Origin of the sequence: Paenibacillus sp. ClWae2A, from assembly GCF_032452295.1 — a bacterium.
Classification (GTDB): domain Bacteria; phylum Bacillota; class Bacilli; order Paenibacillales; family Paenibacillaceae; genus Paenibacillus.
In genome coordinates, this window is sequence record NZ_JAULSQ010000002.1 from 932,205 (window position 1) to 955,762 (window position 23,558).

The 23,558-nt window shown below is 45.4% G+C and carries 24 protein-coding genes and 1 riboswitch; of the genes, 3 read left to right on the forward strand and 21 right to left on the reverse strand.

Features of this window, described 5'->3' with window-relative positions; genetic code table 11:
• Positions 1–76: 76 nt before the first annotated feature.
• The 5 genes from QVE09_RS10335 to metA form a co-directional block, all read right to left on the reverse strand.
• A complete protein-coding gene (locus QVE09_RS10335; RefSeq protein ID WP_315936745.1) occupies positions 77–1,462 on the reverse strand; it encodes an MFS transporter in 1,386 nt (461 codons plus the stop codon).
• A gap of 467 nt (positions 1,463–1,929) precedes the next feature.
• Positions 1,930–3,066 (reverse strand): cyclic dehypoxanthinyl futalosine synthase, encoded by a 1,137-nt coding sequence (gene mqnC / locus QVE09_RS10340; protein WP_091035048.1) that lies wholly within the window; start codon positions 3,064–3,066, stop codon positions 1,930–1,932.
• A gap of 241 nt (positions 3,067–3,307) precedes the next feature.
• Entirely contained in the window at positions 3,308–4,480 is a 1,173-nt protein-coding gene (locus QVE09_RS10345) for a trans-sulfuration enzyme family protein (RefSeq protein WP_315936746.1), read from the reverse strand.
• Positions 4,477–5,664 carry a PLP-dependent transferase gene (locus tag QVE09_RS10350; protein ID WP_315936747.1) on the reverse strand — a complete coding sequence of 396 codons (1,188 nt, stop codon included), beginning with the start codon at positions 5,662–5,664 and terminating at the stop codon, positions 4,477–4,479. The genes QVE09_RS10345 and QVE09_RS10350 overlap by 4 nt, the downstream gene beginning before the upstream one ends.
• Positions 5,665–5,688: 24 nt before the next feature.
• Entirely contained in the window at positions 5,689–6,606 is a 918-nt protein-coding gene (gene metA / locus QVE09_RS10355; protein ID WP_315936748.1) for a homoserine O-acetyltransferase MetA, read from the reverse strand.
• A gap of 237 nt (positions 6,607–6,843) precedes the next feature.
• Positions 6,844–6,967, reverse strand: a riboswitch (SAM riboswitch).
• A 451-nt stretch (positions 6,968–7,418) separates the two neighbouring features.
• Here metA and corA point away from each other — a divergent pair.
• Positions 7,419–8,354 (forward strand): magnesium/cobalt transporter CorA, encoded by a 936-nt coding sequence (gene corA, locus QVE09_RS10360; protein WP_062833460.1) that lies wholly within the window; start codon positions 7,419–7,421, stop codon positions 8,352–8,354.
• Positions 8,355–8,424: 70 nt separating this feature from the next.
• Here corA and QVE09_RS10365 read toward each other — a convergent pair whose 3' ends face one another.
• The 8 genes from QVE09_RS10365 to QVE09_RS10400 form a co-directional block, all read right to left on the reverse strand.
• Entirely contained in the window at positions 8,425–9,426 is a 1,002-nt protein-coding gene (locus QVE09_RS10365) for an HRDC domain-containing protein (protein WP_315936749.1), read from the reverse strand.
• 178 nt (positions 9,427–9,604) lie between these two features.
• Entirely contained in the window at positions 9,605–10,483 is an 879-nt protein-coding gene (locus QVE09_RS10370; protein WP_315936750.1) for an ROK family protein, read from the reverse strand.
• A gap of 73 nt (positions 10,484–10,556) precedes the next feature.
• A complete protein-coding gene (locus QVE09_RS10375; protein WP_315936751.1) occupies positions 10,557–11,243 on the reverse strand; it encodes an MOSC domain-containing protein in 687 nt (228 codons plus the stop codon).
• Between the two features lie 30 nt (positions 11,244–11,273).
• Positions 11,274–12,380 carry a phosphodiester glycosidase family protein gene (locus QVE09_RS10380; protein ID WP_315936892.1) on the reverse strand — a complete coding sequence of 369 codons (1,107 nt, stop codon included), beginning with the start codon at positions 12,378–12,380 and terminating at the stop codon, positions 11,274–11,276.
• A gap of 5 nt (positions 12,381–12,385) precedes the next feature.
• A complete protein-coding gene (locus QVE09_RS10385) occupies positions 12,386–13,279 on the reverse strand; it encodes a 5'-3' exonuclease (RefSeq protein ID WP_315936752.1) in 894 nt (297 codons plus the stop codon).
• Between the two features lie 138 nt (positions 13,280–13,417).
• Complete coding sequence (locus QVE09_RS10390) at positions 13,418–13,783, reverse strand: arsenate reductase family protein (protein WP_017689621.1); 366 nt, start codon at positions 13,781–13,783, stop codon at positions 13,418–13,420.
• A 406-nt stretch (positions 13,784–14,189) separates the two neighbouring features.
• The gene (locus tag QVE09_RS10395) at positions 14,190–15,173 is read right to left on the reverse strand and encodes an RluA family pseudouridine synthase (RefSeq protein WP_315936753.1); all 984 of its coding nucleotides are present in this window, start codon (positions 15,171–15,173) and stop codon (positions 14,190–14,192) included.
• Positions 15,170–15,745, reverse strand: a complete 576-nt coding sequence (locus QVE09_RS10400) for a cob(I)yrinic acid a,c-diamide adenosyltransferase (RefSeq protein ID WP_315936754.1) — start codon at positions 15,743–15,745, stop codon at positions 15,170–15,172. The genes QVE09_RS10395 and QVE09_RS10400 overlap by 4 nt, the downstream gene beginning before the upstream one ends.
• 148 nt (positions 15,746–15,893) lie before the next feature.
• On the opposite strand from QVE09_RS10400, the gene QVE09_RS10405 reads away from it, so the two are divergent.
• The gene (locus tag QVE09_RS10405) at positions 15,894–16,505 is read left to right on the forward strand and encodes a DedA family protein (protein ID WP_315936755.1); all 612 of its coding nucleotides are present in this window, start codon (positions 15,894–15,896) and stop codon (positions 16,503–16,505) included.
• 85 nt (positions 16,506–16,590) lie between these two features.
• Here the strand turns inward: QVE09_RS10405 and QVE09_RS10410 are convergent, their stop codons facing one another.
• The 7 genes from QVE09_RS10410 to QVE09_RS10440 form a co-directional block, all read right to left on the reverse strand.
• On the reverse strand, positions 16,591–17,133 hold the full coding sequence (locus QVE09_RS10410; RefSeq protein ID WP_076209196.1) for a bifunctional adenosylcobinamide kinase/adenosylcobinamide-phosphate guanylyltransferase: 543 nt from the start codon (positions 17,131–17,133) through the stop codon (positions 16,591–16,593).
• Positions 17,134–17,170: 37 nt separating this feature from the next.
• Complete coding sequence (locus tag QVE09_RS10415) at positions 17,171–17,722, reverse strand: hypothetical protein (protein WP_315936756.1); 552 nt, start codon at positions 17,720–17,722, stop codon at positions 17,171–17,173.
• Positions 17,723–17,889: 167 nt separating this feature from the next.
• Positions 17,890–18,111 carry an aspartyl-phosphate phosphatase Spo0E family protein gene (locus tag QVE09_RS10420; protein ID WP_176872852.1) on the reverse strand — a complete coding sequence of 74 codons (222 nt, stop codon included), beginning with the start codon at positions 18,109–18,111 and terminating at the stop codon, positions 17,890–17,892.
• Positions 18,112–18,299: 188 nt separating this feature from the next.
• Positions 18,300–19,508 carry an aminotransferase class I/II-fold pyridoxal phosphate-dependent enzyme gene (locus tag QVE09_RS10425; protein ID WP_315936757.1) on the reverse strand — a complete coding sequence of 403 codons (1,209 nt, stop codon included), beginning with the start codon at positions 19,506–19,508 and terminating at the stop codon, positions 18,300–18,302.
• A gap of 13 nt (positions 19,509–19,521) precedes the next feature.
• Positions 19,522–20,022: an Lrp/AsnC family transcriptional regulator gene (locus tag QVE09_RS10430; RefSeq protein WP_024628343.1), complete on the reverse strand. Its 501-nt coding sequence runs from the start codon at positions 20,020–20,022 to the stop codon at positions 19,522–19,524.
• Positions 20,023–20,182: 160 nt separating this feature from the next.
• On the reverse strand, positions 20,183–20,578 hold the full coding sequence (locus QVE09_RS10435; RefSeq protein ID WP_017689630.1) for a spore coat protein: 396 nt from the start codon (positions 20,576–20,578) through the stop codon (positions 20,183–20,185).
• Positions 20,579–20,609: 31 nt separating this feature from the next.
• Complete coding sequence (locus QVE09_RS10440; RefSeq protein ID WP_036610100.1) at positions 20,610–20,846, reverse strand: hypothetical protein; 237 nt, start codon at positions 20,844–20,846, stop codon at positions 20,610–20,612.
• Positions 20,847–20,943: 97 nt separating this feature from the next.
• On the opposite strand from QVE09_RS10440, the gene QVE09_RS10445 reads away from it, so the two are divergent.
• Entirely contained in the window at positions 20,944–22,164 is a 1,221-nt protein-coding gene (locus tag QVE09_RS10445) for an NAD(P)/FAD-dependent oxidoreductase (RefSeq protein WP_315936758.1), read from the forward strand.
• Positions 22,165–22,252: 88 nt separating this feature from the next.
• On the opposite strand, the gene QVE09_RS10450 is transcribed toward QVE09_RS10445, so the two are convergent.
• Positions 22,253–23,467: an MFS transporter gene (locus QVE09_RS10450; protein ID WP_315936759.1), complete on the reverse strand. Its 1,215-nt coding sequence runs from the start codon at positions 23,465–23,467 to the stop codon at positions 22,253–22,255.
• Between the last annotated feature and the right edge of the window lie 91 nt (positions 23,468–23,558).

The following is a 23,558-nucleotide window of genomic DNA, read 5'->3' on the forward strand; positions in this document are numbered from 1 at the left end:
ATAAACGGGAGGATTTTTGCGCTGGTTAATAAAAGCGAAGCTTTTTTACTGAAATCACAATTAATGTGTTATCGAATCATTCGACGCGATTAAAATTTTTATCAAATACTCTGGTGAATATGAACGTTGCAACAGCAATCATGATCATGAGTACTAGAGCCAAATTACTATATTGGGCTGATTGAGGGTTGGACGAGATGTCCACAATTTTGTTCATCATATATGGTTGACCATACAACATTGCAATCAATGCCCCACCAAGCGAACTTCCAATATTAAGAACAAGCCTCTCAACCCCAACTCCCGATCCATGCTGATGCTTCGGAAGCAATTGAGTATAGTTACTGAGATATCCTGAGAAGAACAAAGCATAGCCAATATTAAAAAGAGCCATCCCAACAAACACAAATACGACAGAAAACCCGACTAAAAAAGCAACCATGGCTAGTCCGGAAAAAATAAATAATCCGCCTAGTAGTGCAATATTACGAGAACCAATCTTACTGATAATACGCCCTGAATTGATCCCCGCAATGAATGCAGCAATATTCGTTAATGCGTAAAATACCCCGATGGTGCTAACGGACAAGCCATAAGCCTTATGAACAATAAACGGGAAGATAAAGCCGAATCCCACCTGGGTTCCATAGAATAGACCACAGACGATCAAAGACCACACAATTCCTTTTATCTTAAATAAATCAGGCTTAATGAATGAATTTTTATTTTTCCTTGTGTACATTACAAAAATGGCAGTGCATGCAAGAGAAGAAATTAATAATAAAGGATACTGCATTTTAAATGTCATATATGTGATCAACAATGTTGAGATTAAGGTGACTAACAACATACCAATGAAATCAAAGGACCCTTTTTTGCTTTCATCCTTAGGCAAATTTTTCATGAGGGTAGGTATTCCTAACAGCGTAAGGAGTGGGAATAGGAAGATATAATTCCAGTGGAAATAGTCCGTTATATAACCGCCGAAGAAATGGCCTGCTGCAGAAGCAAGCTGAAATATTGCTGTATTGTAGCCGAAATATTTGGCAGCAGTTAACTTATCAAAGTATTTAAGAGCAATAATAACTTGCAGTGCGAGTGGAATCGCAATGGTTAAAGCAAACATTATCCTTGCTGTAATCAATAAGGAGAAACTATATGGTGAAAAGAAACCGATCAGGGTTACGACAGGAAATACAAAACAAGTGAATAACATTAATTTGCGAGTACTCACAATATCGGATAAAGCCGAAAATACAATGGAGGCAATCCCCAAAAACAATTTCCCCAGCGTAACAATCAAACTTACAGTTGAGGGACTCACACCGTACTCTTGAGACAAATTGGGTGTGATTAGGTTGAATACGTTTTCATTAAACACTTGAAAAAATTCGTAGAGCAAGATCCACGGCATGCACTTGATGACTCTTCTCTTGATTTCCTCGCTCTGCAAGTTAACCATTCCTTAACCTCCCTAATGTTAACATCACTCTACTCTTCTCATAAAGCCATTTGATATTAATAAATGGGTTCCACTCCTCCTTTAAGCACTATTGCTGTTTGGATGATATTTATCATAACGAAATCATCCCCCTTTGTAAATCTATTTATTTCGTTTTTGAGAAAAACTATCAACAAAAAGATCGATATAAAAGTATATACGTAATAAAACAATCTTAAAAAGTCGTAAAATCTATATTTAACATTTAATTATTTCCAATATGAATTTAATATTAGTGAATACGTCTATATATACTTCTTTAAAGTGGATCTATCTCCGGCCTTCTATACGTCGATTCATCATTATAAAAAAAGCCCGCCAACTCTCTCCAAACGGAGTAGTTAGCGGGCATATTGCTTTTACACATTACTTTCAAGAAAAAAAAACGAAATCGAGTGGTGAGTTATTAAAGTAGTGTATTTGCTCTATTAGTTCTGCATTACGAAATCTTCATGCACGGAATTTTCTTCGTCGAACATGCGCACAATCTCGTATCGGGTGTTACGTTGTGCCGGAATATAACCGGACTCTCGAATCAAACGCAGAATGGATTCAATGTTAACTTTGTAAGTTGCACCAGCAGCAGATACCACGTTCTCTTCAATCATAGTGCTACCGAAGTCATTACAGCCAAATTCAAGCGACTTCTTACCAATCTCAGGACCCATCGTTACCCAAGAGGATTGAATGTTCTTGATATTATCCAGCACCAGTCTGCTGATGGCTACAGTCTTCAAGTACTCTTCCGGAGTCTGACGCTCCAGCTTAAGGTTGGTATTGTCTGGCTGGAAAGTCCAAGGAATGAACGCCAGGAAACCTTCGGAATCATACTTGTTCGCGATACATTCGTCCTGAGCTTCACGTACACGGAGCAAATGTAATGCACGCTCTTCCATCGATTCACCAAGGCCGATAACCATCGTTGCCGTAGTGTTCATGCCGATGCGGTGTGCAGTTTGCATAACGTCCATCCAATCCCGCCATGAACCTTTCAAGCGGCTGATCTTCCGACGTGTGCGGTCATCCAGAATTTCAGCGCCGCCGCCAGGCAAGGAATCCAGACCAGCTTCGTGAATGGCGCGGACAACCTCTTCCAATGTAAGACCATCGGAAACTTCAACCATTTTCATAATCTCAGCGGGTGAGAAAGAGTGCATCGTGATGTTCGGGAAACGCTCTTTGATGGCTTTCAACAGGTCTGTATAATAGCTGAAAGGCAAGTTTGGATTCGTTCCACCTTGCATCAAAATCTCGGTACCATTCACATCTTCCGTTTCCTGAATCTTCTGGAAAATAACTTCGTCCGGAAGCACATAACCTTCATCCGAACCAGGTCTGCGGTAGAAAGCACAAAAACGGCAGTACACATCACACACGTTTGTGTAGTTGACGTTACGCCCAATTACAAATGTTCTGTATGGTTCAGGGTGCATGCGTTTCATAATGACATTAGCAGCTGCCCCGATTTTGTCCACTTCATTGGATTCAAATAGCTCAATCGTGTCTTCCAAGTCTAAACGTTCGCCCCGAAGGGCTTTATCTAAGATACGGTCTACCGTACTCATCGTAAAAAAGCCTCCCTCATGAAGAGAAATTATATAACGATCCGTCCCAACTTGTTCAAGAGAAGCAAGTTCTGGTGGCAACATCGCATTTCTGTACTCCACATATCGTAACACAGGTTACATGTGAAAAAAAGCACCTTATGTACAGGTGCTTTAAAAATAAGTAAAAATTTTTACATATGGAATGGAATTTATTCGAGATTAAGTGATACGCATCGGCGTATTCGGTCATCCACTTTTACTAGGATTCCTGAAGTGCCTGCTCCAAATCTACAATGAGATCTTCGATATCTTCCAGACCTACGGAGAAGCGCAGCAACCCATCTGTAATGCCACGGTCACGGCGAACCTCAGCCGGCATTGCCGCATGAGACATCATGGCTGGGTAGGACAGAATACTCTCCACAGCTCCCAAGCTTACAGCAACAATAGGTAGCTTCACCCGGTTAAGAACTGCTTTTGCACGATCTCCTGAACCAACGTCAAATGAAACGACAGCTCCATATCCCGTTGACTGGCGCTCGTGTGCCTCACGGCCCGGATGATCCTCCAGTCCAGGATAAAAGACAGCGGTAATATCACTGCGCTCATTAAGCCATGCCGCCAGTTTGGCTGTGCTCCGTTCACTATGAGCCATGCGAGCCCCCAAGGTTTTCATCCCGCGCATCAGAAGCCAGGATTCTTGTGCCCCGAGTACAGTTCCAAGTCCATTTTGCAACTGTTTCAGTTGTACGCCAAGTGATTCCGTGCGAGCAACAGCTAACCCTGCAAGTACATCACTGTGACCTCCGAGAAACTTCGTAGCACTATGTACGACGATGTCCACACCAAGCTCAATTGGACGCTGATAGTACGGTGTCATAAAGGTGTTATCCAGAATCGTGATCAGGTCATGTTCCTTCGACCAGTCAGTTACAGCAGCGATATCCGTAATTCGCAGTGTAGGGTTGGACGGTGTTTCCATATAAACTGCCTTGGTGTTTGGCTTGAGTGCCGCTTTTACTTCATCTATATTGGTCATGTCTACAAAGGTTGTCTCGATCTGCATACGGCTTAATATGGAAGTAAGCAAACGATACGTACCTCCATATACGTCTTCCGTTACAATCATGTGATCCCCTGCGGAGAACATCATGAACACGCTTGAAATCGCAGCCATCCCCGAAGAATAGGCAAAACCTCGTGCGCCGCCCTCCAGCAATGTGATGTAATCTTCCAAAGCCTGACGTGTCGGATTACCCGAACGACTGTAATCATGTTGAGGCGGATTGAAGATATCAAAATGATGGAATGTTGATGCTTGGTAGATCGGTACACTGGATGCTCCAGTCGTTTTGTCAATCTCATCGCCAAAATGGAGCAATTTGGTATCAAATTTCAACTCGGAATTGGGCTTTTTGTTGGACTCACTCATGAGTGCACACCTCCTTCAACTTCCTGTTGTGCAGCTGTCAGAGCATTGCCGAGATCTGCAATCAGATCATCTGCATGTTCAATGCCTACGGAGAACCGGAGCAGACGGTCATCCACACCTACGGCTTCACGAATTTCAAGCGGAATATCTGCATGAGTCTGTACTGCCGGATAAGTCATGAGTGATTCGACTCCGCCGAGACTTTCCGCAAAAGCAATGAGTTTGATGTGACGAAGCAACGGTTCAACATAACGTGCATCCTTCACTTTGAAGGAGAAGATACCTGTGTTACCCGTGGATTGTTTGTTCTGTATCTCATACCCCGGATGATCTGATAGACCTGGATGATACACTTCAACCACCGCTGGGTGTTCAAGCAAGTATTTGGCAATGGTAAGTGCATTGTGCTCATGACGCTCCATGCGAAGAGCCAGCGTTTTCATCCCTTTCATCAACTGGTAGGAGTCGCTTGGAGACAATACGGCTCCAATGGAATTATGCAGGAACGCCATCTCTGCCGATAACGCCTCACCCTTGGTTATAATTAGTCCGGCCAGCACATCATTGTGTCCGCCCAGATATTTGGTAGCACTATGAATGATGATATCGGCACCCAGTTCAATCGGACGTTGGAAAAATGGAGTCAACAACGTGTTGTCAACAATCGTCAACAGGTTGTAACTTTTCGCCCACGAAGCAACGGCTTCCACATCGGTGATCATCATCAGCGGATTGGTTGGTGTCTCAATAAATACAGCTTTGGTATTCGACTGACGAACCTTCTCCATTGCTGCAAGATCATTCGTGTCCACATAACTTGCGGTTACACCGAAGCGGGACAGGATGCGTTCAAGCAGACGATAGGTTCCACCATACAGATCCAGCGATACAATCAGATGATCCCCTTGACCAAACATGGCAAAAATCGTTTGCAGCGCGGCCATTCCCGAGCTACAGGCAAACCCTGCATCACCGGACTCCAGCGCTGCAGCTGCTTCTTCCAACACTTTACGGGTTGGATTAGTCGTACGAATATAATCAAACCCCGTGCTTTGTCCAAGCTTCGGGTGGCGAAACGCAGTGGATTGATAGATCGGAAAGTTAATGGCCCCTGTTACCGGTTCATTGATGGACCCAATTTGTGCTAAGCGGCTTTCGATTTTCAACTTGTTGTTGTCTTCCATTGCTGCATCCTCCTGTAATCTCGATTAGATTTGCGGGCCAATATCGTAAGGTGTTTCTTGATACACATAGTAATTGAGCCAGTTAGAGAATAATAAGTTGGCATGAGCGCGCCAAGTAGCCGGTGGCACACGGGAAGGATCGTCATTCGGATAATAATGTCTAGGCAATGCGATGTCCAACCCTTTGGCTGTATCCCGGTCATACTCCCACTTTAATGAGAACGGGTCATACTCGGCATGTCCTGTGGCAAAAATCTGTTTGCCGTCTTTGGTAGCAACCAGGAAGATACCCGCTTCCTCGGATTCAGCCAAAATCTCTAAATTCTCATTCTTTTCAATATCTTCGCGTCTCACTTCCGTATGACGGGAATGTGGAACGTTGAATACTTCATCGAATCCACGCAGCAACGGAACATGTGGTTTGTTGATGGTATGTGGGAAAACGCCAAAACACTTTTCATCAAGCGGCACTTTAGGTACGTCAAAATGATGGTATAAACCTGCCTGGGAAGCCCAACATATGTGGAGGGTTGAAGTCACATTGGTTTTGGTCCATTCGAAGATCTCCTGGATTTCATTCCAATAGTTCACGTCTTCGAAATCCATCTGTTCCACCGGGGCACCCGTAATAATCATTCCATCGAAACGGCGGTGCTCAATCTCATCGAAGGTTTTATAGAACAGATCCAAATACTCCTGAGACGTATTCTTCGACGTATGGGATTTGGGATGTACAAGAACGACATCCACCTGAATAGGCGTGTTTCCTACCAGACGAAGCAATTGTGTTTCGGTCGTTTCCTTTGTGGGCATCAGGTTTAATATAGCGATACGGAGTGGACGAATATCCTGCTGGTATGCAGAAGTTTCATCCATGACGAAGATATTCTCTCCTTCAAGTACTTCTTTTGCTGGTAGCGTATCGGGTATTTTGATTGGCATGGTAAGTCTAACTCCTCCTTGTGCATAGATAGATGCAGCCACCACTGGTTTGATGTCTTCACATCAATACAGTTATAAACTGCCTTGAGCTTGTTTATAAACATTGAATTGCTCTTCCATCCAACGTTACAAACAACCTCAAGTTCCTTAGCGAAAATCACTGCTGAGAAGTCGGGGCATATGACAAAGACCTTCCTCGGATTTCGAGAAAGGTCATATGTAAATAGATATGCGCCTCTCTCATCTCTCAGTTACAACAGTGCCACTTGACACTTGGTCGCTGCAAGAATTAGCACCGTGCGGTATACCGCCGGTTGCCGGGTTTCATCGGGCCAGTCCCTCCACCTACTCTTGATAAGATTTCGCTGTATTAGATTGTAATTTAATATGGTTCACCGTCTACTTTATTACATTAATGCCCTCACGTCAAGTTGCAGTTCGCTGTCTGCTTCCCAGATCGGAACCGTTCATCATCCGTTGTCATACACTGCCTCAGGGCGCGAAATAGACACATTTTTGCGCTTGAAAGCACCTTGTACCAGCGGTATACTAAACAAGGTGTTATAAACCCTTATGTGAGAGGTGACATATTAAATGGATGGCGACCCGAGGCCTGACTGGCAGCCGAATTCCGACAAACTGCATAGAGAATTGACATCAGCATGCCGGCAGCGGGACGTGACTTCCGTTTGACTATATAGTGAACGCAGCCCTGATCTCCAGGCTCCGCTGCCGACCGGCTGATTTGTTCTTTTTGCGCCCATAATGATAATATCCGCCAAGTTGGCGGGTGCAGAAGGAGTAGATTAACGATGAAAATCCGGTTGGTAAACAACGGTGTATTTATTCCGGTGGACGACATTCAGCAGGCGCTGACTCCACCAGCGGAAGGATTTTACTGGATTGATGCAGATGTAGACGATTTGGCGGTACTTCAGCCACTGTTCTTGATGCATGATCTGGCTGTGGAAGACTGTCTGAGTGACGAAGAACAACGTCCTAAGATTGAAATTTATGAGAACCATTATTTTATTGTGATTAATAGCATCCGTTTCGATGATGAAGAGATATTTCTACGTGCGGTCAACTTGTTCCTCGGCAGACATTTCATTATTAGTGTTACAAAGCAAAAGGTCAGCGAATTGCGCACACTGAAACCAATCCTGTGGGAACAGGAAATCAGTACACCGGATCGTCTGCTGTATTTGCTGGTTGACTTGATTGTTGATAATTATTTCACCGTAGGTGACCGAATTGAAGCACGGATCGAGAAGCTTGAGGAAGATATTCTGATGCACACCAAAAAGTCACATCTGAATGAAATCATCGGGCTACGCAGTGAGATTCTGTGGCTGAAAAAAGTCCTTGGACCTCAGAAAGAGGTCATTAACACCCTGAACAAAAAAGATCTGCGTCTCATCGATGATCAACTGCAAAAGTATTTCAGTGACATCTATGAGAATGCTGTAAAAATATCGGAAACCTTTGAGACTTATCGCGACCTGATGGGCAACTTGCGAGAAGCTTACCAATCCAGTATTGCGAACCGGGCGAATGAGATCATGCGTGTGTTTACCGCCATTACCACGGTCTTCATGCCGCTGACCGTTATTACCGGTATATACGGCATGAACTTTACGAATATGCCAGAGCTTAACTGGAAATACAGCTATTTTGTTGTGATTGGCCTGATGGTTACACTGGGCCTGAGCATGTTCTTCATTTTCCGCAAGAAAGACTGGGTATGAACTCGTATGAAATAACAAAGACGAAGCGCTCCTCCGGGAGAAACGCCTCGTCTTTTTTCATTTCTGATCATTAACCAACATTCTTCTCTGTCTCTGCGTGCCGACGAAAGCGGATTCGAATCATGCGCAGTCTTTCATAGACCTGCTCCAGACTTCCTCCATCGGGCTTCTCTCCTCCATACACCTTATGTAATACTGGCTTCAGGAACGTATCTCCCAGCTCCTCATATGCACTCCATACGGCCTCTTGTTCGTTCTCTGGCATCACTGCCAGCTCCACATCAAGAAGACAATCGGTGTCATAACCTTCAAGATCCAGTGTCTCTAACAGCTCAATCAACTCACGTCGGGATAATCCGGATCGATTAACAATCTCCTCTAACGTATACCCTTCCTTCATGCCTTCAAGCACCTGCTTGCGGGTGGTGAACTTATCAAGTTCCTGCTTGTACTTCTGCTCTCTCTGTTTGTATAACCAACTCTCATACTCTTCTTCCTTCAGCGCCGTGTATACCCAGTCCAGCGGGAATGTCGTTGAACGCTCCAACCCGTTTGTAATCTCCATCCATTCCGAACCATACTCGGTTGCTTTACTCTCCCCTACGCCCGGCAGTTGCATCAGTTCATCCAGCGATTGCGGAACAAAGGCACTGATCAAACGCAGCAGACGATTCGTTGCAATAAAATACGGTGCCTTCCGGTCAGACACAGCTCTCTTCCTGCGCCATGTGCACAGGTCCGTATATAACTGCTCATTGCCGTATAACTCACTGTAACAATGGAGCCGCTGTCCACCATAACTGCGTGACTTCAGATCATCATTCTCATGAAATAACCCCTGTAACTGCGGTCGGTATCCCTCACTCATCTGTATGGCAAGCTGATGACGGTAAATATGAAGCAGCTCCTCCCAAGAAGTCCCTTCATACCAGATGCTGTCCTCACGCTCTCCTTCCTCGTAGCGACTCCATCCCAGCTGCCAACTATCTTCCTCTTCCCCAATCCATAGCTGTGCATACTCTGCATTCTGATCTGACATTCTGGACAATCTGTTCATGAAAATGACTTCCATATTCCGTTCCCTCCCTATAACAATTCAGCCAATATGGGTTAGTTATGCTACCTACAGGCAGCACAAAAAAAACACCTCTCCTGCAAAATTCATGCAAGAGAGGTGCTTCCTCATAAACCGTACTATGCTGTTGCCCATATCATACCACAATGGCAAAATTCGTCAATCCCTTATTGATCTACTTACTCAATGCCAATTTGGCAAGCGCCAGCGAACCACATAGTCCCGCATTGTCACCGAGTCCGGGTGAAACAACATACTGGTCAATCTCGGATTGAAGTGCAGGATGCTGAACGTATCCAGCCAGCAACTCCTGCAGTTTGCTACGAACCATCGGGAACAGGTGCTCCTGCTTCATTACTCCGCCACCCATGACGATTTTCTGCGGAGAGAGAATCAGAACATAATTCATCAGTGCGTGTGCCAGGTAATGTGCTTCAATCTCCCATGCTTTATGGTCTGCAGGCAGTTCATAAGCCGGCTGCTCCCAACGTTTGTTAATGGCTGGGCCTGCTGCAAGACCCTCGAGGCAGTCGCCATGGTACGGACAGAAACCCTCGTATGTATCCTCCGGATGTCTGCGTACAATGATATGCCCCATCTCTGGATGTGACAATCCATGGACCATTTTACCGCCAACCACAGCACCTGCACCAATACCTGTACCCACAGTGATATACAGACAGCTCTCAAGACCTTGTGCAGCGCCCCAGGTTGCTTCTCCAAGTGCTGCACCATTCACATCCGTATCAAATGTCATCGGTACATCAAAATGCTCCTTGAGCTTGCCAATCACGTTATACTGTCCCCAATGTGGTTTTGGTGTTGTTGTGATATAACCATATGTTGGGCTTCCTTCAATCGGATCAATCGGACCGAATGAACCTACACCCAGAGCTTCAATGCCTTTGCCTTCAAAAAATGAAATCACTTGAGCCATGGTCTCTTCCGGTGTTGTTGTTGGAAAACTTACGCGTTCCAGAACTTCTCCGTTTTCTGTGCCAATACCACATACAAATTTGGTTCCGCCTGCTTCAATTGCGCCTAAGATCGTCATGTTAGTCACACTCCCAAGTTAGTATAAAAAAGGAATTCGGATTGCCTTACTTGATGACACTATAATTACCCTGCTACTTATTCTCCAGCTTGGACAACCGTTTCATTAACGTTTGCCTCCAGCTGTCTGACAGCGCAGGAAGGGCCAGCAACGCCTGGATACCTTCGACATTTTCTTTCCCCTGATGCATAATTCGATTGGCCTCAAGAACTGTCATTGATGCAGGATCGGTGCTGATTCGTCGAAATATCGATAAAGGCCTTACCTCACCTTCTTGCAGTACCCGAAAGTAAAAGCCGGTATATCCACTCTCCTGAAAATAAACAGGCAGCTCCTTATAGTCATACCGCGCCCCCAGCTTGAAGCAAGGTTGTCTGGGCTGACTGACCTGCACTGTGGCTTCGCCCAACTCGTAGACATCACCAATCCGAACGTCCTCTTCGGCACAGCCTTCAACCGTCAGATTTTCTCCACAAGCCCCCCAGTTCAGCTTGCGATCCATCAGTTGTTCCAGCGCCGGATAACGGCTGTAATCGTATACACAAACGGCTTTGTCAGGGCCGCCATGATGCACCAGATCCGCCTGCGCGTCCCCTGTCATTCCAGTGAATGACAGGAAAACCGCGTCGGATATAGGATGTTTCACAATGCCGCTCAGCACTTCACGCTTCTGCCCAGGGAGCGGCTGCGGCAGTCCTACGTTAATGGCCAGAACAGCTGTATTACCCTCCCCTGGCTTTCGATCAGATGTGAGTGTCATTTGTGTCATACCTCCCATAATCACTTTCTTTTAACGCACAGAGCCGCCAAATACGAGTGTATTACTCAATAGCCGACCTGGAGAAGTCAGCATTTTGCCTCCGGCATACATACCCGAGGAAGCACCACCATCCAAATTCATGGCTTGCTTCGCACCAAGCTTCTGCATCACCGCTGCCCACTCCTTGATTGTTGCTCCGGAAACGGTAGCCAGCATAACCGAACCGTCTGCCATGATCGCAATACCACTTCTGGCTCCCGAAGCATTAAGAATCTTGGCATCCTTAAAACCTTCGCTCGTCGGATTTACAGCTACCTTGCCATCTTTCACCAAACGCGGGCCTGCTCCCACAGCAGTCACTACATCTTGCCAAGGGATTTCTTTACCCGCTGCGTTAGTATATCTGTAATTCATTTCTACGGTTGAACCAACGGTGAAACGATCCGAAGAGGACTTTTGGTTGCCTGTGAAGACCAATACCGAACCATTCTTAGGAATGGCTACATTGGTGTTAGGCACTTTTTTGGTCACGATGCCATTCTCCATGACTACTGCAGTACCACCTTTGAACCCAACTGTGGCACCTCGTTCAGGCGTGTACAGCATCGTAATGCTTGCATTCGCAGAAGGTGTTCGATTAATAAAGGTCGCATACCAACTGCGTGATTTGCCTTTAGTATCCGTTACTTTACCTGTCAACCTCACCTGAAGTGAATCCATGATCGCCGAGCCGTCTTCCTTAAATCCGATGGATGTTCCGTATCTTCCAATATGTATGACCTTACCATTTGCTATTAACATACCGTATGGATCTGGTGCTCCGTTATATGCTTCAAAAAATGCTCCGTTAATGGCTGCTTGAGCACCATAGGCTTTCACAATCGATGGCAATGTTGCCGTCTGGCCAACTTGTTTCTTCGCGAGTCCCACAGTAACCGGTGTTCCCTTTGGAATCGAAACGGTCTGTACGGTAAAATTACGTCCTGCTGCTTTTACTTTCTGTACTTTGGTGCTAATTGCTGCTTTGGCATCCACTGTCTGTGGCGCACTTACTGCTCCCGAAAGAATTACGGGCAAGGCGAGGACGAGGGCCATAGCCCCTGTCCACCACTTTTTACCTGTTCGTACGTTCTGCATGTTGCTCACCCTATTGCCACTCCCATCCAAGAGCCAAGGCTCTTCATCTCAAGTTGTTCAAACTTGTCCATCACCATATCCGGATCAAGACGCAATTCACAGATATCCAGCGCACAGGCAACCGGAACAGCACAATGTATCTCTGCCAGTTTGCGGGACAGATGAAGCATGTCCAGATCATTCTCAATCTTGCTACGCACCGAAGGGGTCAGTTTATCCATGTTGCTCAAAATTCCTTCAATGGAGCCGTATTCTTGTACAAGCTTCAACGCTGTTTTCTCACCAATTCCCCGTACTCCGGGATAATTGTCGCTGGCATCTCCCATCAGACCCTTCATGTCAATCACTTGACGAGGTGTCAGTTGTTTCTCAGCCATGAGCGTTTCAGGGTTGTACACCATGTAGTTGCCATGGCCTTTTTTCATAATGATGATACTTGTGCGGTCATTAATCAGTTGCAACATGTCGTGGTCACCCGTCAGTACCATAACATTCATATCAGTCTCTTCGGTATAATACTTCGCAAGCGTCCCGATGCAATCGTCGGCTTCGAATCCTTGTGCACCTATATTCGGAATACCCAGGCTATCCATCACTTCACGAATCAGGGCAAACTGGGGAATTAGGTCATCCGGAGCTTCGGCCCGGTTGCCTTTGTAGGCTGCATATTCTTCACCGCGGAACGTCTTACCGCCCATATCCCAACAACATACGACATGACTTGGCCCAAAAGTCTGAACCGCATCCCAGAAATAACGGATAAATCCGTAGACTGCGTTGGTAGGCAATCCTGCCTTTGTACGTCTGATATATCCGCTTGCAGATGTCGCATAAAAAGCACGGAACAACACCGCCATACCGTCTACCAGCAACAAAGTAGGTTCATTACGTTGATTCACTTGAATTTGTTCTCTCCTATCTAAATCTAGCATATAAAATACGAAACTAATTCTATCATTATAGCATAGTTCCGCCAACCATCGTTCAGCCAAAAAAGCCCTGAATTTTGAACAATTCAAGGCTGATATTCAGCGCGTTTATGCGTTATTCCATTCCTGCTCGTACGTTTCTTCCTTGAATCCAACCGTTACCTTTTCTCCATCCGTAACGATCGGACGTTTGATCAGACGACCATTGGAAGCCAATAAACGAATCTGTTCATCAGCGGACATGCCTGGCAGCTTGTCCTTCAATTGTTGTTCTTTGTACACTTCCCCGCTCGTATTAAAGAACTTCTTCACTTCCAATCCGCTCTTTTGGATGAGTTCTGTTAATTCAGATTCTGATGGCGGTGAGTCAAAAATAGGGATTAGCTCCAGCTCATGTCCTTGAGCTTCAAGCCATTTTACAGCTTTGCGGCATGTGCCGCATTTGGCATATTGATATACTTTTAAGTTACTCATGGTATGTGTTCCTCCTCTGCTCCGGTTTCGACTTCTCGCTTCCCTTGGTTTGCTTCGCAAATCCAAAAGTCGCTCCAAATCGATACCATCGCCATGCAACTTTACTCATTTTTGCGAATGAGTTCAAAAACACTCATTCGCTATATTTCTTTGGACCAAGACCTTCCAAACTAAGAACTCTAGTTTAAGAGGTGAGGCTTTAGAACCTTTAGGACTAATGAGCCTACAAACCTTAAGATTAGCCTACGGCATGTTGTTCGGGTGCATGAAGCACTCCTCACTTGGAATAGCCACCAGCGTTGAACCTCAAGCAGAACGGGCCGACAGGATTGCCTGTACAAAAAGCTACGACACCTACTGCACAGAGGGCGTATCTAAGGAGTCCTAAGGCCCTCTTCGCAACTTCCTACAATTCTTCTCTGGGAGCTGCCTCATCATTCAAACGCTTCTCCAACGCGGCCATATCTACTGGAAAAGGAGCCTGGAACGTCATGCGTTCCTGTAGAATTGGATGCTCGAACGTCAGCTCACAGGCATGTAATGCCTGACGTTCAATCCAGCTGTCCCGTTCCTCTCGTACAACCATCGTCTGCTCATCGATTCCGTCCACAGGGAGTGTCTTGTACATCCGATCTCCGATTAACGGGCAACCGATGGACGTCATATGTACCCTGATTTGATGGGTTCTGCCACTTTCCAGCTTGAGGCTTATCGCACTGACGCTGCCCCCTGACCAACGTGTTAAAGTCGTGTACAGCGTTCTTGCAGCGTAACCATTTGGTGTAACAATTCGGCGGTGTGGCTCTTCAGGATCGCGGTCAATCGGTCCGTCCACCGATCCTTGTTCCGGGACAGGGCTGCCGTGCACAAGCGCAATATATTTCTTATCCACTGTCCCTGCAATCATCTGTTCAGACACATGCTGATGCACATAAGGGTTCTTGGCTATTGCGAGCACACCTGACGTTTCCTGATCAAGTCGATGAATCGGTCTGAACCGGAAGCGCTCGCCCTTGGTTTTCCAGTAATGAACGACTCCATTTGCCAAAGTACCTGTGTAATGTCCATGTGTCGGATGAACGATGATGCCCGCATCCTTGTTTACAATAAGCAAGTGCTCATCTTCATACAGAACGGTAAAGGCAATAGGTTCAGGCAAAATATCATCTGATTCCTCTTGCTCCATCCGAACTTCAACGACATCACCCGCAGCTACCTTGACGCTAATGTACACGCGCTCTCCATTTAACATGACACCTTGGTCCGTCAGCTTGATTTTGGACAAAAGTTTTCGCGACACCAGCAGCCGGCGCTGAAGCACGGTCTTCAGCAGCCAGCCATCTTCTTGTTCGGTCACCGTGTAGACAATCGGCGAATAATACTGGCTCATCCTTTGCGGCGGAAGACTTTTTTGCTCCGCACATATTCAATATCCGCCACCTGTTGTCTCGCGTTGGCCGTCCGTGCAACCACGAAGAAGTAATCAGACAGTCGGTTTAGATAGCGTCGTACAGACGGATTAATATCTGTATGTTGTCCAAGTGTTACCGTGCGACGCTCTGCGCGACGACATACAGTACGGCACACATGAAGAGCAGAAGACAGCTGACTGCCACCTGGAATAATGAACCGTTCCACTTTTGGATTCTCTGCATCATACTGATCGATCCATTGTTCCAGACGTGTGACCATTTCATCTCTCACCTTATATTTGGCCTCACTAATCTTCACAAAGGCCAGATCCGACCCGCAATCAAATAGTTCCTGCTGAACTTCCAGCAGATGTTCACGCAGATCTTCAAATTCCCCTTGAGCAGAGTCAATAAGGCTGATCGCCTGGCCTACAAAACAGTTCAATTCATCAATTGTGCCATAAGCCTCAACTCGGTCATCATCCTTGATGACGCGTCCACCGATGACCGAAGTCTGTCCTTCGTCACCTGTTCGTGTATATATGCCCATCGTTATCCCTCCAGTTGGTAATATCATAATGAATACGGGAATGCCATTTTTTCAGAAACCCCTCTATCGCTTTACACGTATATAAGAATTGGTGTGCTCTGCCGAGTATACGACAAATCGAAGGAAACCAAAAGTAAAGGAGACGATTATGCAAAACTGGATAACCGATTTCATGGAACAATACGGCTACATCGGCATTGCACTCATTATTGCTCTTGAGAACGTATTTCCCCCAATTCCATCCGAAATCATCTTGCCGTTTGGCGGATTCATGACCACCTATACCAGTCTCACTCTTCCAGGTGTGATAATCGCCGCAACCATTGGCTCCGTCCTTGGTGCTGTGATGCTGTATGGTATTGGCCTACTCATTGACGTCGAACGCCTTGAGAAAATTGTGGAACGTTGGGGACATGTTCTGCGCATCAAAAAAGAGGATATTCACCGTGTCGATGCATGGTTTGACAAATATGGCATGTGGACCGTATTATTCTGCCGAATGGTTCCCCTCGTCCGTAGTCTTATCTCCATTCCCGCAGGCATGTCCAATATGAAATTTGGTTTATTCCTTCTCTTTACAACCATTGGAACATTGATCTGGAATGTCATTCTTGTCTGCGTTGGTGCTGCGCTTGGCGCATCATGGGAAAGCATTTTGCACTTTATGGACGTCTATTCCATTGTAGTGTACGTCATTCTCGCCATCATTGTCATCGGATGTATCATCTGGTGGATCAGACGTAGCAAAAAGCAGAAATAAAAAGGATATATTAATAAATATAGCCTCCTCGCCACCAATTCGTGGTTAAGGAGGCTTCTTTATGTCACCCGTTTATGTCATCTCGCTATCGTTCATCTTCATTTCGCATGCCCTGACTCTTAAGATCGATAGCCAGACCAGATACCAGCATGTACATCTTTTCAGCATGTATCTGCAGCATCCGGTTAACCGAAGCCATTCTCGCTGTAAATATTCGTTCTTCCTCGGTAGGATGCAATGTGCCATGCATTTCATTGGTAATCACAAGCAACTTCCCCTGATAAGACAATAAAGCATCAAGCAAGAGCTGTGTCTCTGAACGCTGATGATCCAGATCCTCTGTTGCCCTGAAACCGGCAGCCATCCAGGAAGTCAGACTGTCTACAATTACAATTCGCTGATCTGCCAAAAACAGATTGGATTCCCGATTAATCTGGGTGATCACCTCTGTCAGATGCTGACCGTTCCCGGCATGAATGGCACGATAATGAGCGGATGGCAATTCGGGAATAACGGGATCATGATCACCAGTGGATAAATATACACCCTCCCGGCTAATCCCGGCTGCGTACTTGAGGGCAAACCGGGTTTTACCACTACCTATGCCGCCTGTGACCGTAATCAGCAATCCGCTTCCCTCCTTCCATAGCCATTCTGAATTTTCTTTACTCTGTCAGCGCCTTCAGCACTTTTTTGGATTCTTCGACATTGGAAGATGACACTGGAATAGTGGCGAATAAATTGCTCGAAGCATATTCTACATCTTTAAACATTTTCATATCTTCAAGTGGAATGCCGTAAAGATGTGATTCTTGTTTGATATCTGAACCTTCATCTCCTTCACCCTTCTCTACCAATACTCCACCCTCAAATACACCCCGTTCAAACTTCTTGGGATCAAACGTATCATCCAGCGGAACATTGGAGCCATTACTTCCGTATTGTTTCATGTCAGCTTCTGGCAAAATGAAGATATCATGTCCTCCAGCCGCATATTCTACCATAATTTTCTGAACATCATACATCGCACTGGTGATCACTTCCACCTTGGGTTCCTCACCCAGTTTCTGTTGCAGATTGGCCTGTAACTGTTCTGAGATCACAGATGGATTTCCTTGGTTATCAATGATGAAAATGGAAAAACCATCTTTACCTCCACAACCAGCAAGCAGAAAAACGATAGAAATGATTGCAGTAAGCCCCCAAAATCTCTTCATTCCAGTTCCCCCTTTAGTCTCCTATGTCCAATATATCACAATTGTTCCACGCAAAAAAATAACCTGTCTTATTGGGGGATCACCCTTCCTTTAAACACAAAAAAGAAGACCCTCGCAGGTCTCCCTTCTAACTCAATAAAATGAAACGTTTCAATCCAGCATAAACGTTATTTTCCTTTAATCGGGTTAGCCTTCATATATTCATTAATCTTTAAATCCAGCAAACTGCTGATTTCAATTACAATATCGGATGTGAATGATTTCTCTTCGAGGAAGATCTGTTCCATCTTGCGACGAAGCATATGAATTTCATCTTCCAAGGAAATGTCATGCAAAGATGCGTTATCGGGTTTCACCGACCATCGGTCGCCATGATCGCCTTCTGCCAGATAGTGCCCACGATTCGTCGGTAAATCATATTCAACACAAAACAAAGCTAACCCCTCCTTGGAAAAATGGTTTCCAAATATATGAAAACTTATTTCAAATTTGAATTATATCACATTATTTTGTAAAAGAAAGTTATTTTTTCCCAATGATAAAAATGTCACATTTGTAAAAAGATTCTACTTTAGTATTAACCCTCTTTTTGAAGTTTGTAAACAAAGTTTCCGATTCGTTCCAAAGCTTCATTCAATTGGGTTACAGAAGTAGCATAGGAACAACGCAAGAAGCCTTCACCCTGAGGGCCAAAAACATTGCCGGGAACAGCAGCCACTTTATTCTCCGTTAACAATCGCTCAGCAAACAGGTCGGAACTCATACCTGTCTTTTGAATGCTCGGGAATGCATAAAATGCTCCCTGAGGTTCATGACAATCGAGTCCAATATCCCTGAATCCCTGCACAATTAAACGTCTACGCTGATTATACGATTCTACCATCCGATCCTTCTCACCCAAACCATTCGTCAATGCCTCAAGTGCAGCAACCTGACCCATGGCCGGTGCACACATTACTGTATACTGATGGATTTTAAGCATGGCTGCAATAAGCTCAGGATGACCACACATGTAACCGATCCGCCAACCTGTCATTGCAAAAGCCTTTGAAAATCCGCTTACGAGTATGGTCCGCTCCTTCATGTCAGGAATAGATGCAAAGCTAACATGTTTTTGCGTATACGTCAATTCAGCGTAAATTTCATCCGCGATCACAATCAGATCATGCTTTTTAATCACTTCAGCAATAGGCAGCCACTCTTCATACGTCATGATGGCTCCAGTGGGATTACTCGGATAACACAGAATAACCACTTTTGACTTCGGCGTGATGCCAGCTTCAAGTGCTTCGGCCGTTAACTTGAATTGATCTTTCGCGTAGGTTTCAACACCAACCGGTATACCGCCACCGATTGAAGCGATTGGTGAATAAGCCACGTACGAAGGTTCAGGAATGAGAATCTCGTCGCCAGGTACAATTAATGCGCGCAAAGCCAGGTCAATCGCTTCACTGCCACCCACGGTAACAATAATCTCATCTTTGGGATCGTATTTGGTATCAAACTGAGTATCCAGATATTCACTGATGGCTTCTCTCAACTTCGGCATACCTGCGTTGGATGTATAGCTGGTCATGCCTCTTTCCAGAGAGTATACACAAGCTTCACGCATATGCCAAGGTGTAACAAAATCAGGTTCACCCACACCCAATGTAATAATATCCTTGTTGTCTCCAACCAGATCAAAAAATTTACGAATTCCGGATGGAGGTATCTGTTGCACGAGGGGTGCCAGATAAGATGTCATTTTCTTGTTGTTCCCGGTTGTCTGTTCATTCACTATCATGACACATCTTCCTTTACGGCGAGATCATGAGACGGTTGTCTTCCTGATGGTCTTCAAAGATAATCCCGTCCTGCTTATATTTTTTAAGAATAAAATTCGTTTTGGTTGAAAGTACAGAGTCTATCGGAGACAGTTTCTCCGACACAAAATTAGCGACTTCACGCAGGTTGCCACCTTCCACTTCAACGAGCAGATCGTATGCACCGGACATGAGATATACGGACTTCACTTGCGGATAGAGATAAATGCGTTCAGCAATCCCTTCAAAGCCACGACCACGCTCCGGCGTGATCTGCACCTCAATCAGGGCCGTTACTTTCTCATCATCTATTTTGCTCCAGTTCACGACGGTTGCGTATTTCACGATGACGTGGTCTTGTTCTAGCTGTGCCACGGCGTTCTTGATCTTGTCTTCCGACTCCCCCAGCAGCGTCGACAGCAGTGCGGGAGTCCTTCTCGCGTCTTCCTTCAGCAGATCCAGCACTTTTAATTGCAGATCGTTCAAATCTTTCATGGTTTTCCCTCCAGCATCATCCAGGTTCCTGAAAATGAATTAATACTTATATTACATGAATTTAACGTTGATGCATAGACAAAAGACCGCCTGCCCTGAATTCAGGCAAGCGGTGGTATGGTCCTGGAACTTTAGGTGCTTCAAACCTCTTTTGCTAAGGTTACATGTAATAAGGGTTACCGTAATTCGGTTGATGCTGAGACACATTAGGAGCTTGGCTATATGAACTGTTCTGCGTATTCTTTTCCTGAATGAACTGCTGACACTTTTGTTGGGTCTGGTGGGCGGACTGAATTTGCTTGTCCACATCCTGACGAAGTGCCTTGGACGAGACAGAATACATGTTGTTTTGCTGCATCAGATTGAACAGTTCCCCTTGTAATCTTAGGGTATCGTTCGTCAGGTCTGTGAACATTCGACGTGTCATGGGGCAGGAAGCTTCCGTTGTCGCAGTCGTATATTCGCGCGAGGTTCGTCTTAAATCTGCAAGAATCGACTTCAGCAGATCCTGCTCCTGCATAAAAGCGCCATTAGATGACAAAGATTGAGAATACATGCGTTTTCCTCCTATACAGTTAGAGTTCTCTTCAATTACTGACTTGTGCCGGTGCAAGAGACTGATGTTGTTGCAGTGCATTGACAAGCGTGTTCAGATGCTGTTCATGTGAGCGAACATAGTGATTCAGTGCTTGTTGAATTTGTGGATTATGTGTGATGGAAGCTGTGGCTGCACACTGCTTAATCAGCAGTTCTTCATTGGTGATAGAGTCCGCAATGTAGTTCAATTCCTTCGGACTCAGCGCTTGCATAGTATGATTCTGCATGTTTCGATGGCCTCCTCGGCATAAAGTTTATGCGCAATTATTGTTAACCCGGTCACACAAAAGTATACAAATTTAAATTATAAAGGAGATGTTTCTAATGAATCTGGTCTATGGCACACCTTTCTGGCCCTCCACTTTCAATTCAACATTTAATTATTCTGCTCTACAAGAAGACATCTCTTGTGACTGCCTCATCATTGGTGGGGGCATGGGGGGCGCACTGACATCTAAACTACTCACGGAGCAGGGTATTAACACCGTTGTCATTGATAAGCGAAACATTGCTCATGGCAGCAGTTCTGCCAATACAGGTCTTTTACAATACACCAATGACAAAACACTAACCTCATGTATCCACACTTTTGGTGAAGCAACAGGCGTACGTTTTTATGAGCTTTGTCGTGAAGCCATGAAACAGCTTGCTCAAATTGCAGACAGTCTGGATACAGACCCTTGGTTTATCCCACGAACAAGTCTTTGTTTTGCAAGCAGTGAAGATGATGTGGCCCAATTGGAGGAAGAATATCAGACCTTGAAGCGTTATGGTTTTGAAGCTGAACTGTGGGATGCCGACAAAATAAGCCAGCATTTCCCCTTCAGTAAACCCGCTGCACTGTACACAATGGGAGATGCGGAAGTGAACCCCTATCGTTTTGTTCATGCCTTATTTGAATCCGCAAGTAAACGTGGCGCTAGAATCTATGGTCAGACGGAGATGATACACTGTGAATACGATGAAGATGGTGTAATCTGCCACACTGCCAACGGTAAAATCCGTGCCAAGAAGGTCATATTTGCTGCCGGTTACGAGACACAGGACATCAAAAAGGATCGTGGAGCCTATCTGAAAACGACCTACGCGATTGCTACCAAACCGTTGTCTGATCTTAGTGAATGGTTTGAACACAGCATGATCTGGGAGACAGCTCGCCCATATTTGTATATGCGAACAACACCGGACGGCCGAATCATCGCAGGCGGTTTGGATGAAGAAACACCTCGGGAGGATCAACGTGAAATACGGGCAAAACATCGGGGAGATACACTTCTGGAAGAGGTCCGTTCCTATTTCCCTTTAGATGATCTTGAAGTCGATTATGCCTGGGGTGCCGTGTTTGGTAATACGAATGATGGCCTCCCCCTGATCGGCACACATCCCGATTATCCGCATTCATATTTTGTAGAAGGGTATGGAGGTAACGGGACGGTATACAGCATGATTGCTGCTTCCTTAATTGTGGATGCTATTACTGGCAAACCAAACCCTGATATGGATCTGTTCTCACTCACACGTACAAGTAAACCATCTCCTGTATAACATCAAAATAAATCAATACAAACAGGGTACAGCACACGGAAAGTTCTCTTTCCCGCCGCTGTACCCTGTTTATATATTTGGAAGCCTGCTAAGCCGAGGGCTCTTGCCCTTCCGCTCGGTTCAATAATTTGCGCATGAAGATCCATCCGATTAGCGGAGAAGCACCGAGGACAATAATAAGCCAGGTTAACATGCGTAGAGACGGAGCATTTATGACCGTCACAATAAATATGGCCAATCCACATAGTCTGCCAAGCATCAGGCATAATTCTCTCAAAACGACAAGTTCAACCCTTTTCTCCACATTTTCGCCACTTGTGCCCATCATGTCGAATCCCGCTGATATCATCGGTAGTACATACAACGGCATCGCAACAGCACTCCCAATCCCCATAATTAACAACGTACCATAGGTCACTTTCCAGAGAAGAGGAAGAAGCACAACGAGCAGGATGAGGGCTCCAATGAACATGCCTTTTGATCTATACTGTGGTTTGAACCATTTCCCGGCTCCCCAATAACTTACTAGTGCCACAGCAGAAGTGATGAGTGAGAACTGCCCCAATTTGTACTCCTGTGCGGTGGCCAAGTATACAAGCAGTGCAATCAGGAAGGCAAAGACACCTTCTCGTGCGCCCTGAGCGAATAAACCCAAGCCTAAGGTCCTCCAGGGACTACCCCGCTTGGATAGCTGTATCCAAGGTTCCGACCAGCGGTATGTACCGCTCACCTTTCTTGTTTTCAGAAAAAAACTAAAAACTACCGCTATGACATAAATAACGAGTGATACCGTGAAGATGAGCCGATATCCTGTGTTGTCTGTCATGCGAGTAATAATCAGACCGGAGAACCATGGACCTATAATCCCTGTCATCGAACCAAGTAACCCGACCCAGCCATTGAATAAATCCCTGTTTTCCCGATCCGTTATTTCAAAATACACAACATTAAATGCAATCCAGAATAGCCCCAAGGAACAACCTAGTAGCATACCCAGAGGCCATATCCAGTCTACAGCTTTGGAACCAGCCCAGAGGACAATCATATAAAATATGCCGGACAGCGCAGTACCTAGTCGCAGTGCACTCATTTTATTATGTTCCTTGACCCATTTACCAGCAAGCCAGAATGTCAGTCCAATGGCCAGTTGCTGGCTGAGAGTGAACCACCCCAACATGGCATAATCCGGACGGCTTTTCCACAGAAACACATTCAAAAAGGTTCCTGACAGCGCTCCGGCTAACGCAAACAATCCATTCACGCCCAAAAGCAGAATGGATTGTCGGCCTAAAGTAATCTTCATCTGCTCCTCCTTCATCCACCTGAAGTGAACTATGTCCAGGTAGGTCTTAGGGTTAACGTGCCCCAAGCAAGAGGAAAACATGATGAATCTT

What these genes read in the sequence shown, in the direction of transcription:
- QVE09_RS10425 (WP_315936757.1), bottom strand. Translation starts at nt 19,508, where the DNA reads ATGATAGTGAATGAACAGACAACCGGGAACAACAAGAAAATGACATCT.
- QVE09_RS10450 (WP_315936759.1), bottom strand. Translation starts at nt 23,467, where the DNA reads ATGAAGATTACTTTAGGCCGACAATCCATTCTGCTTTTGGGCGTGAAT.
- QVE09_RS10440 (WP_036610100.1), bottom strand. Translation starts at nt 20,846, where the DNA reads ATGCAGAATCATACTATGCAAGCGCTGAGTCCGAAGGAATTGAACTAC.
- QVE09_RS10335 (WP_315936745.1), bottom strand. Translation starts at nt 1,462, where the DNA reads ATGGTTAACTTGCAGAGCGAGGAAATCAAGAGAAGAGTCATCAAGTGC.
- QVE09_RS10430 (WP_024628343.1), bottom strand. Translation starts at nt 20,022, where the DNA reads ATGAAAGATTTGAACGATCTGCAATTAAAAGTGCTGGATCTGCTGAAG.
- metA (WP_315936748.1), bottom strand. Translation starts at nt 6,606, where the DNA reads ATGCCAATCAAAATACCCGATACGCTACCAGCAAAAGAAGTACTTGAA.
- QVE09_RS10370 (WP_315936750.1), bottom strand. Translation starts at nt 10,483, where the DNA reads ATGACGATCTTAGGCGCAATTGAAGCAGGCGGAACCAAATTTGTATGT.
- QVE09_RS10350 (WP_315936747.1), bottom strand. Translation starts at nt 5,664, where the DNA reads ATGGAAGACAACAACAAGTTGAAAATCGAAAGCCGCTTAGCACAAATT.
- QVE09_RS10445 (WP_315936758.1), top strand. Translation starts at nt 20,944, where the DNA reads ATGAATCTGGTCTATGGCACACCTTTCTGGCCCTCCACTTTCAATTCA.
- QVE09_RS10415 (WP_315936756.1), bottom strand. Translation starts at nt 17,722, where the DNA reads ATGAAGAGATTTTGGGGGCTTACTGCAATCATTTCTATCGTTTTTCTG.
- mqnC (WP_091035048.1), bottom strand. Translation starts at nt 3,066, where the DNA reads ATGAGTACGGTAGACCGTATCTTAGATAAAGCCCTTCGGGGCGAACGT.
- corA (WP_062833460.1), top strand. Translation starts at nt 7,419, where the DNA reads ATGAAAATCCGGTTGGTAAACAACGGTGTATTTATTCCGGTGGACGAC.
- QVE09_RS10405 (WP_315936755.1), top strand. Translation starts at nt 15,894, where the DNA reads ATGCAAAACTGGATAACCGATTTCATGGAACAATACGGCTACATCGGC.
- QVE09_RS10400 (WP_315936754.1), bottom strand. Translation starts at nt 15,745, where the DNA reads ATGGGCATATATACACGAACAGGTGACGAAGGACAGACTTCGGTCATC.
- QVE09_RS10365 (WP_315936749.1), bottom strand. Translation starts at nt 9,426, where the DNA reads ATGGAAGTCATTTTCATGAACAGATTGTCCAGAATGTCAGATCAGAAT.
- QVE09_RS10375 (WP_315936751.1), bottom strand. Translation starts at nt 11,243, where the DNA reads ATGACACTCACATCTGATCGAAAGCCAGGGGAGGGTAATACAGCTGTT.
- QVE09_RS10345 (WP_315936746.1), bottom strand. Translation starts at nt 4,480, where the DNA reads ATGAGTGAGTCCAACAAAAAGCCCAATTCCGAGTTGAAATTTGATACC.
- QVE09_RS10395 (WP_315936753.1), bottom strand. Translation starts at nt 15,173, where the DNA reads ATGAGCCAGTATTATTCGCCGATTGTCTACACGGTGACCGAACAAGAA.
- QVE09_RS10390 (WP_017689621.1), bottom strand. Translation starts at nt 13,783, where the DNA reads ATGAGTAACTTAAAAGTATATCAATATGCCAAATGCGGCACATGCCGC.
- QVE09_RS10435 (WP_017689630.1), bottom strand. Translation starts at nt 20,578, where the DNA reads ATGTATTCTCAATCTTTGTCATCTAATGGCGCTTTTATGCAGGAGCAG.
- QVE09_RS10380 (WP_315936892.1), bottom strand. Translation starts at nt 12,380, where the DNA reads ATGCAGAACGTACGAACAGGTAAAAAGTGGTGGACAGGGGCTATGGCC.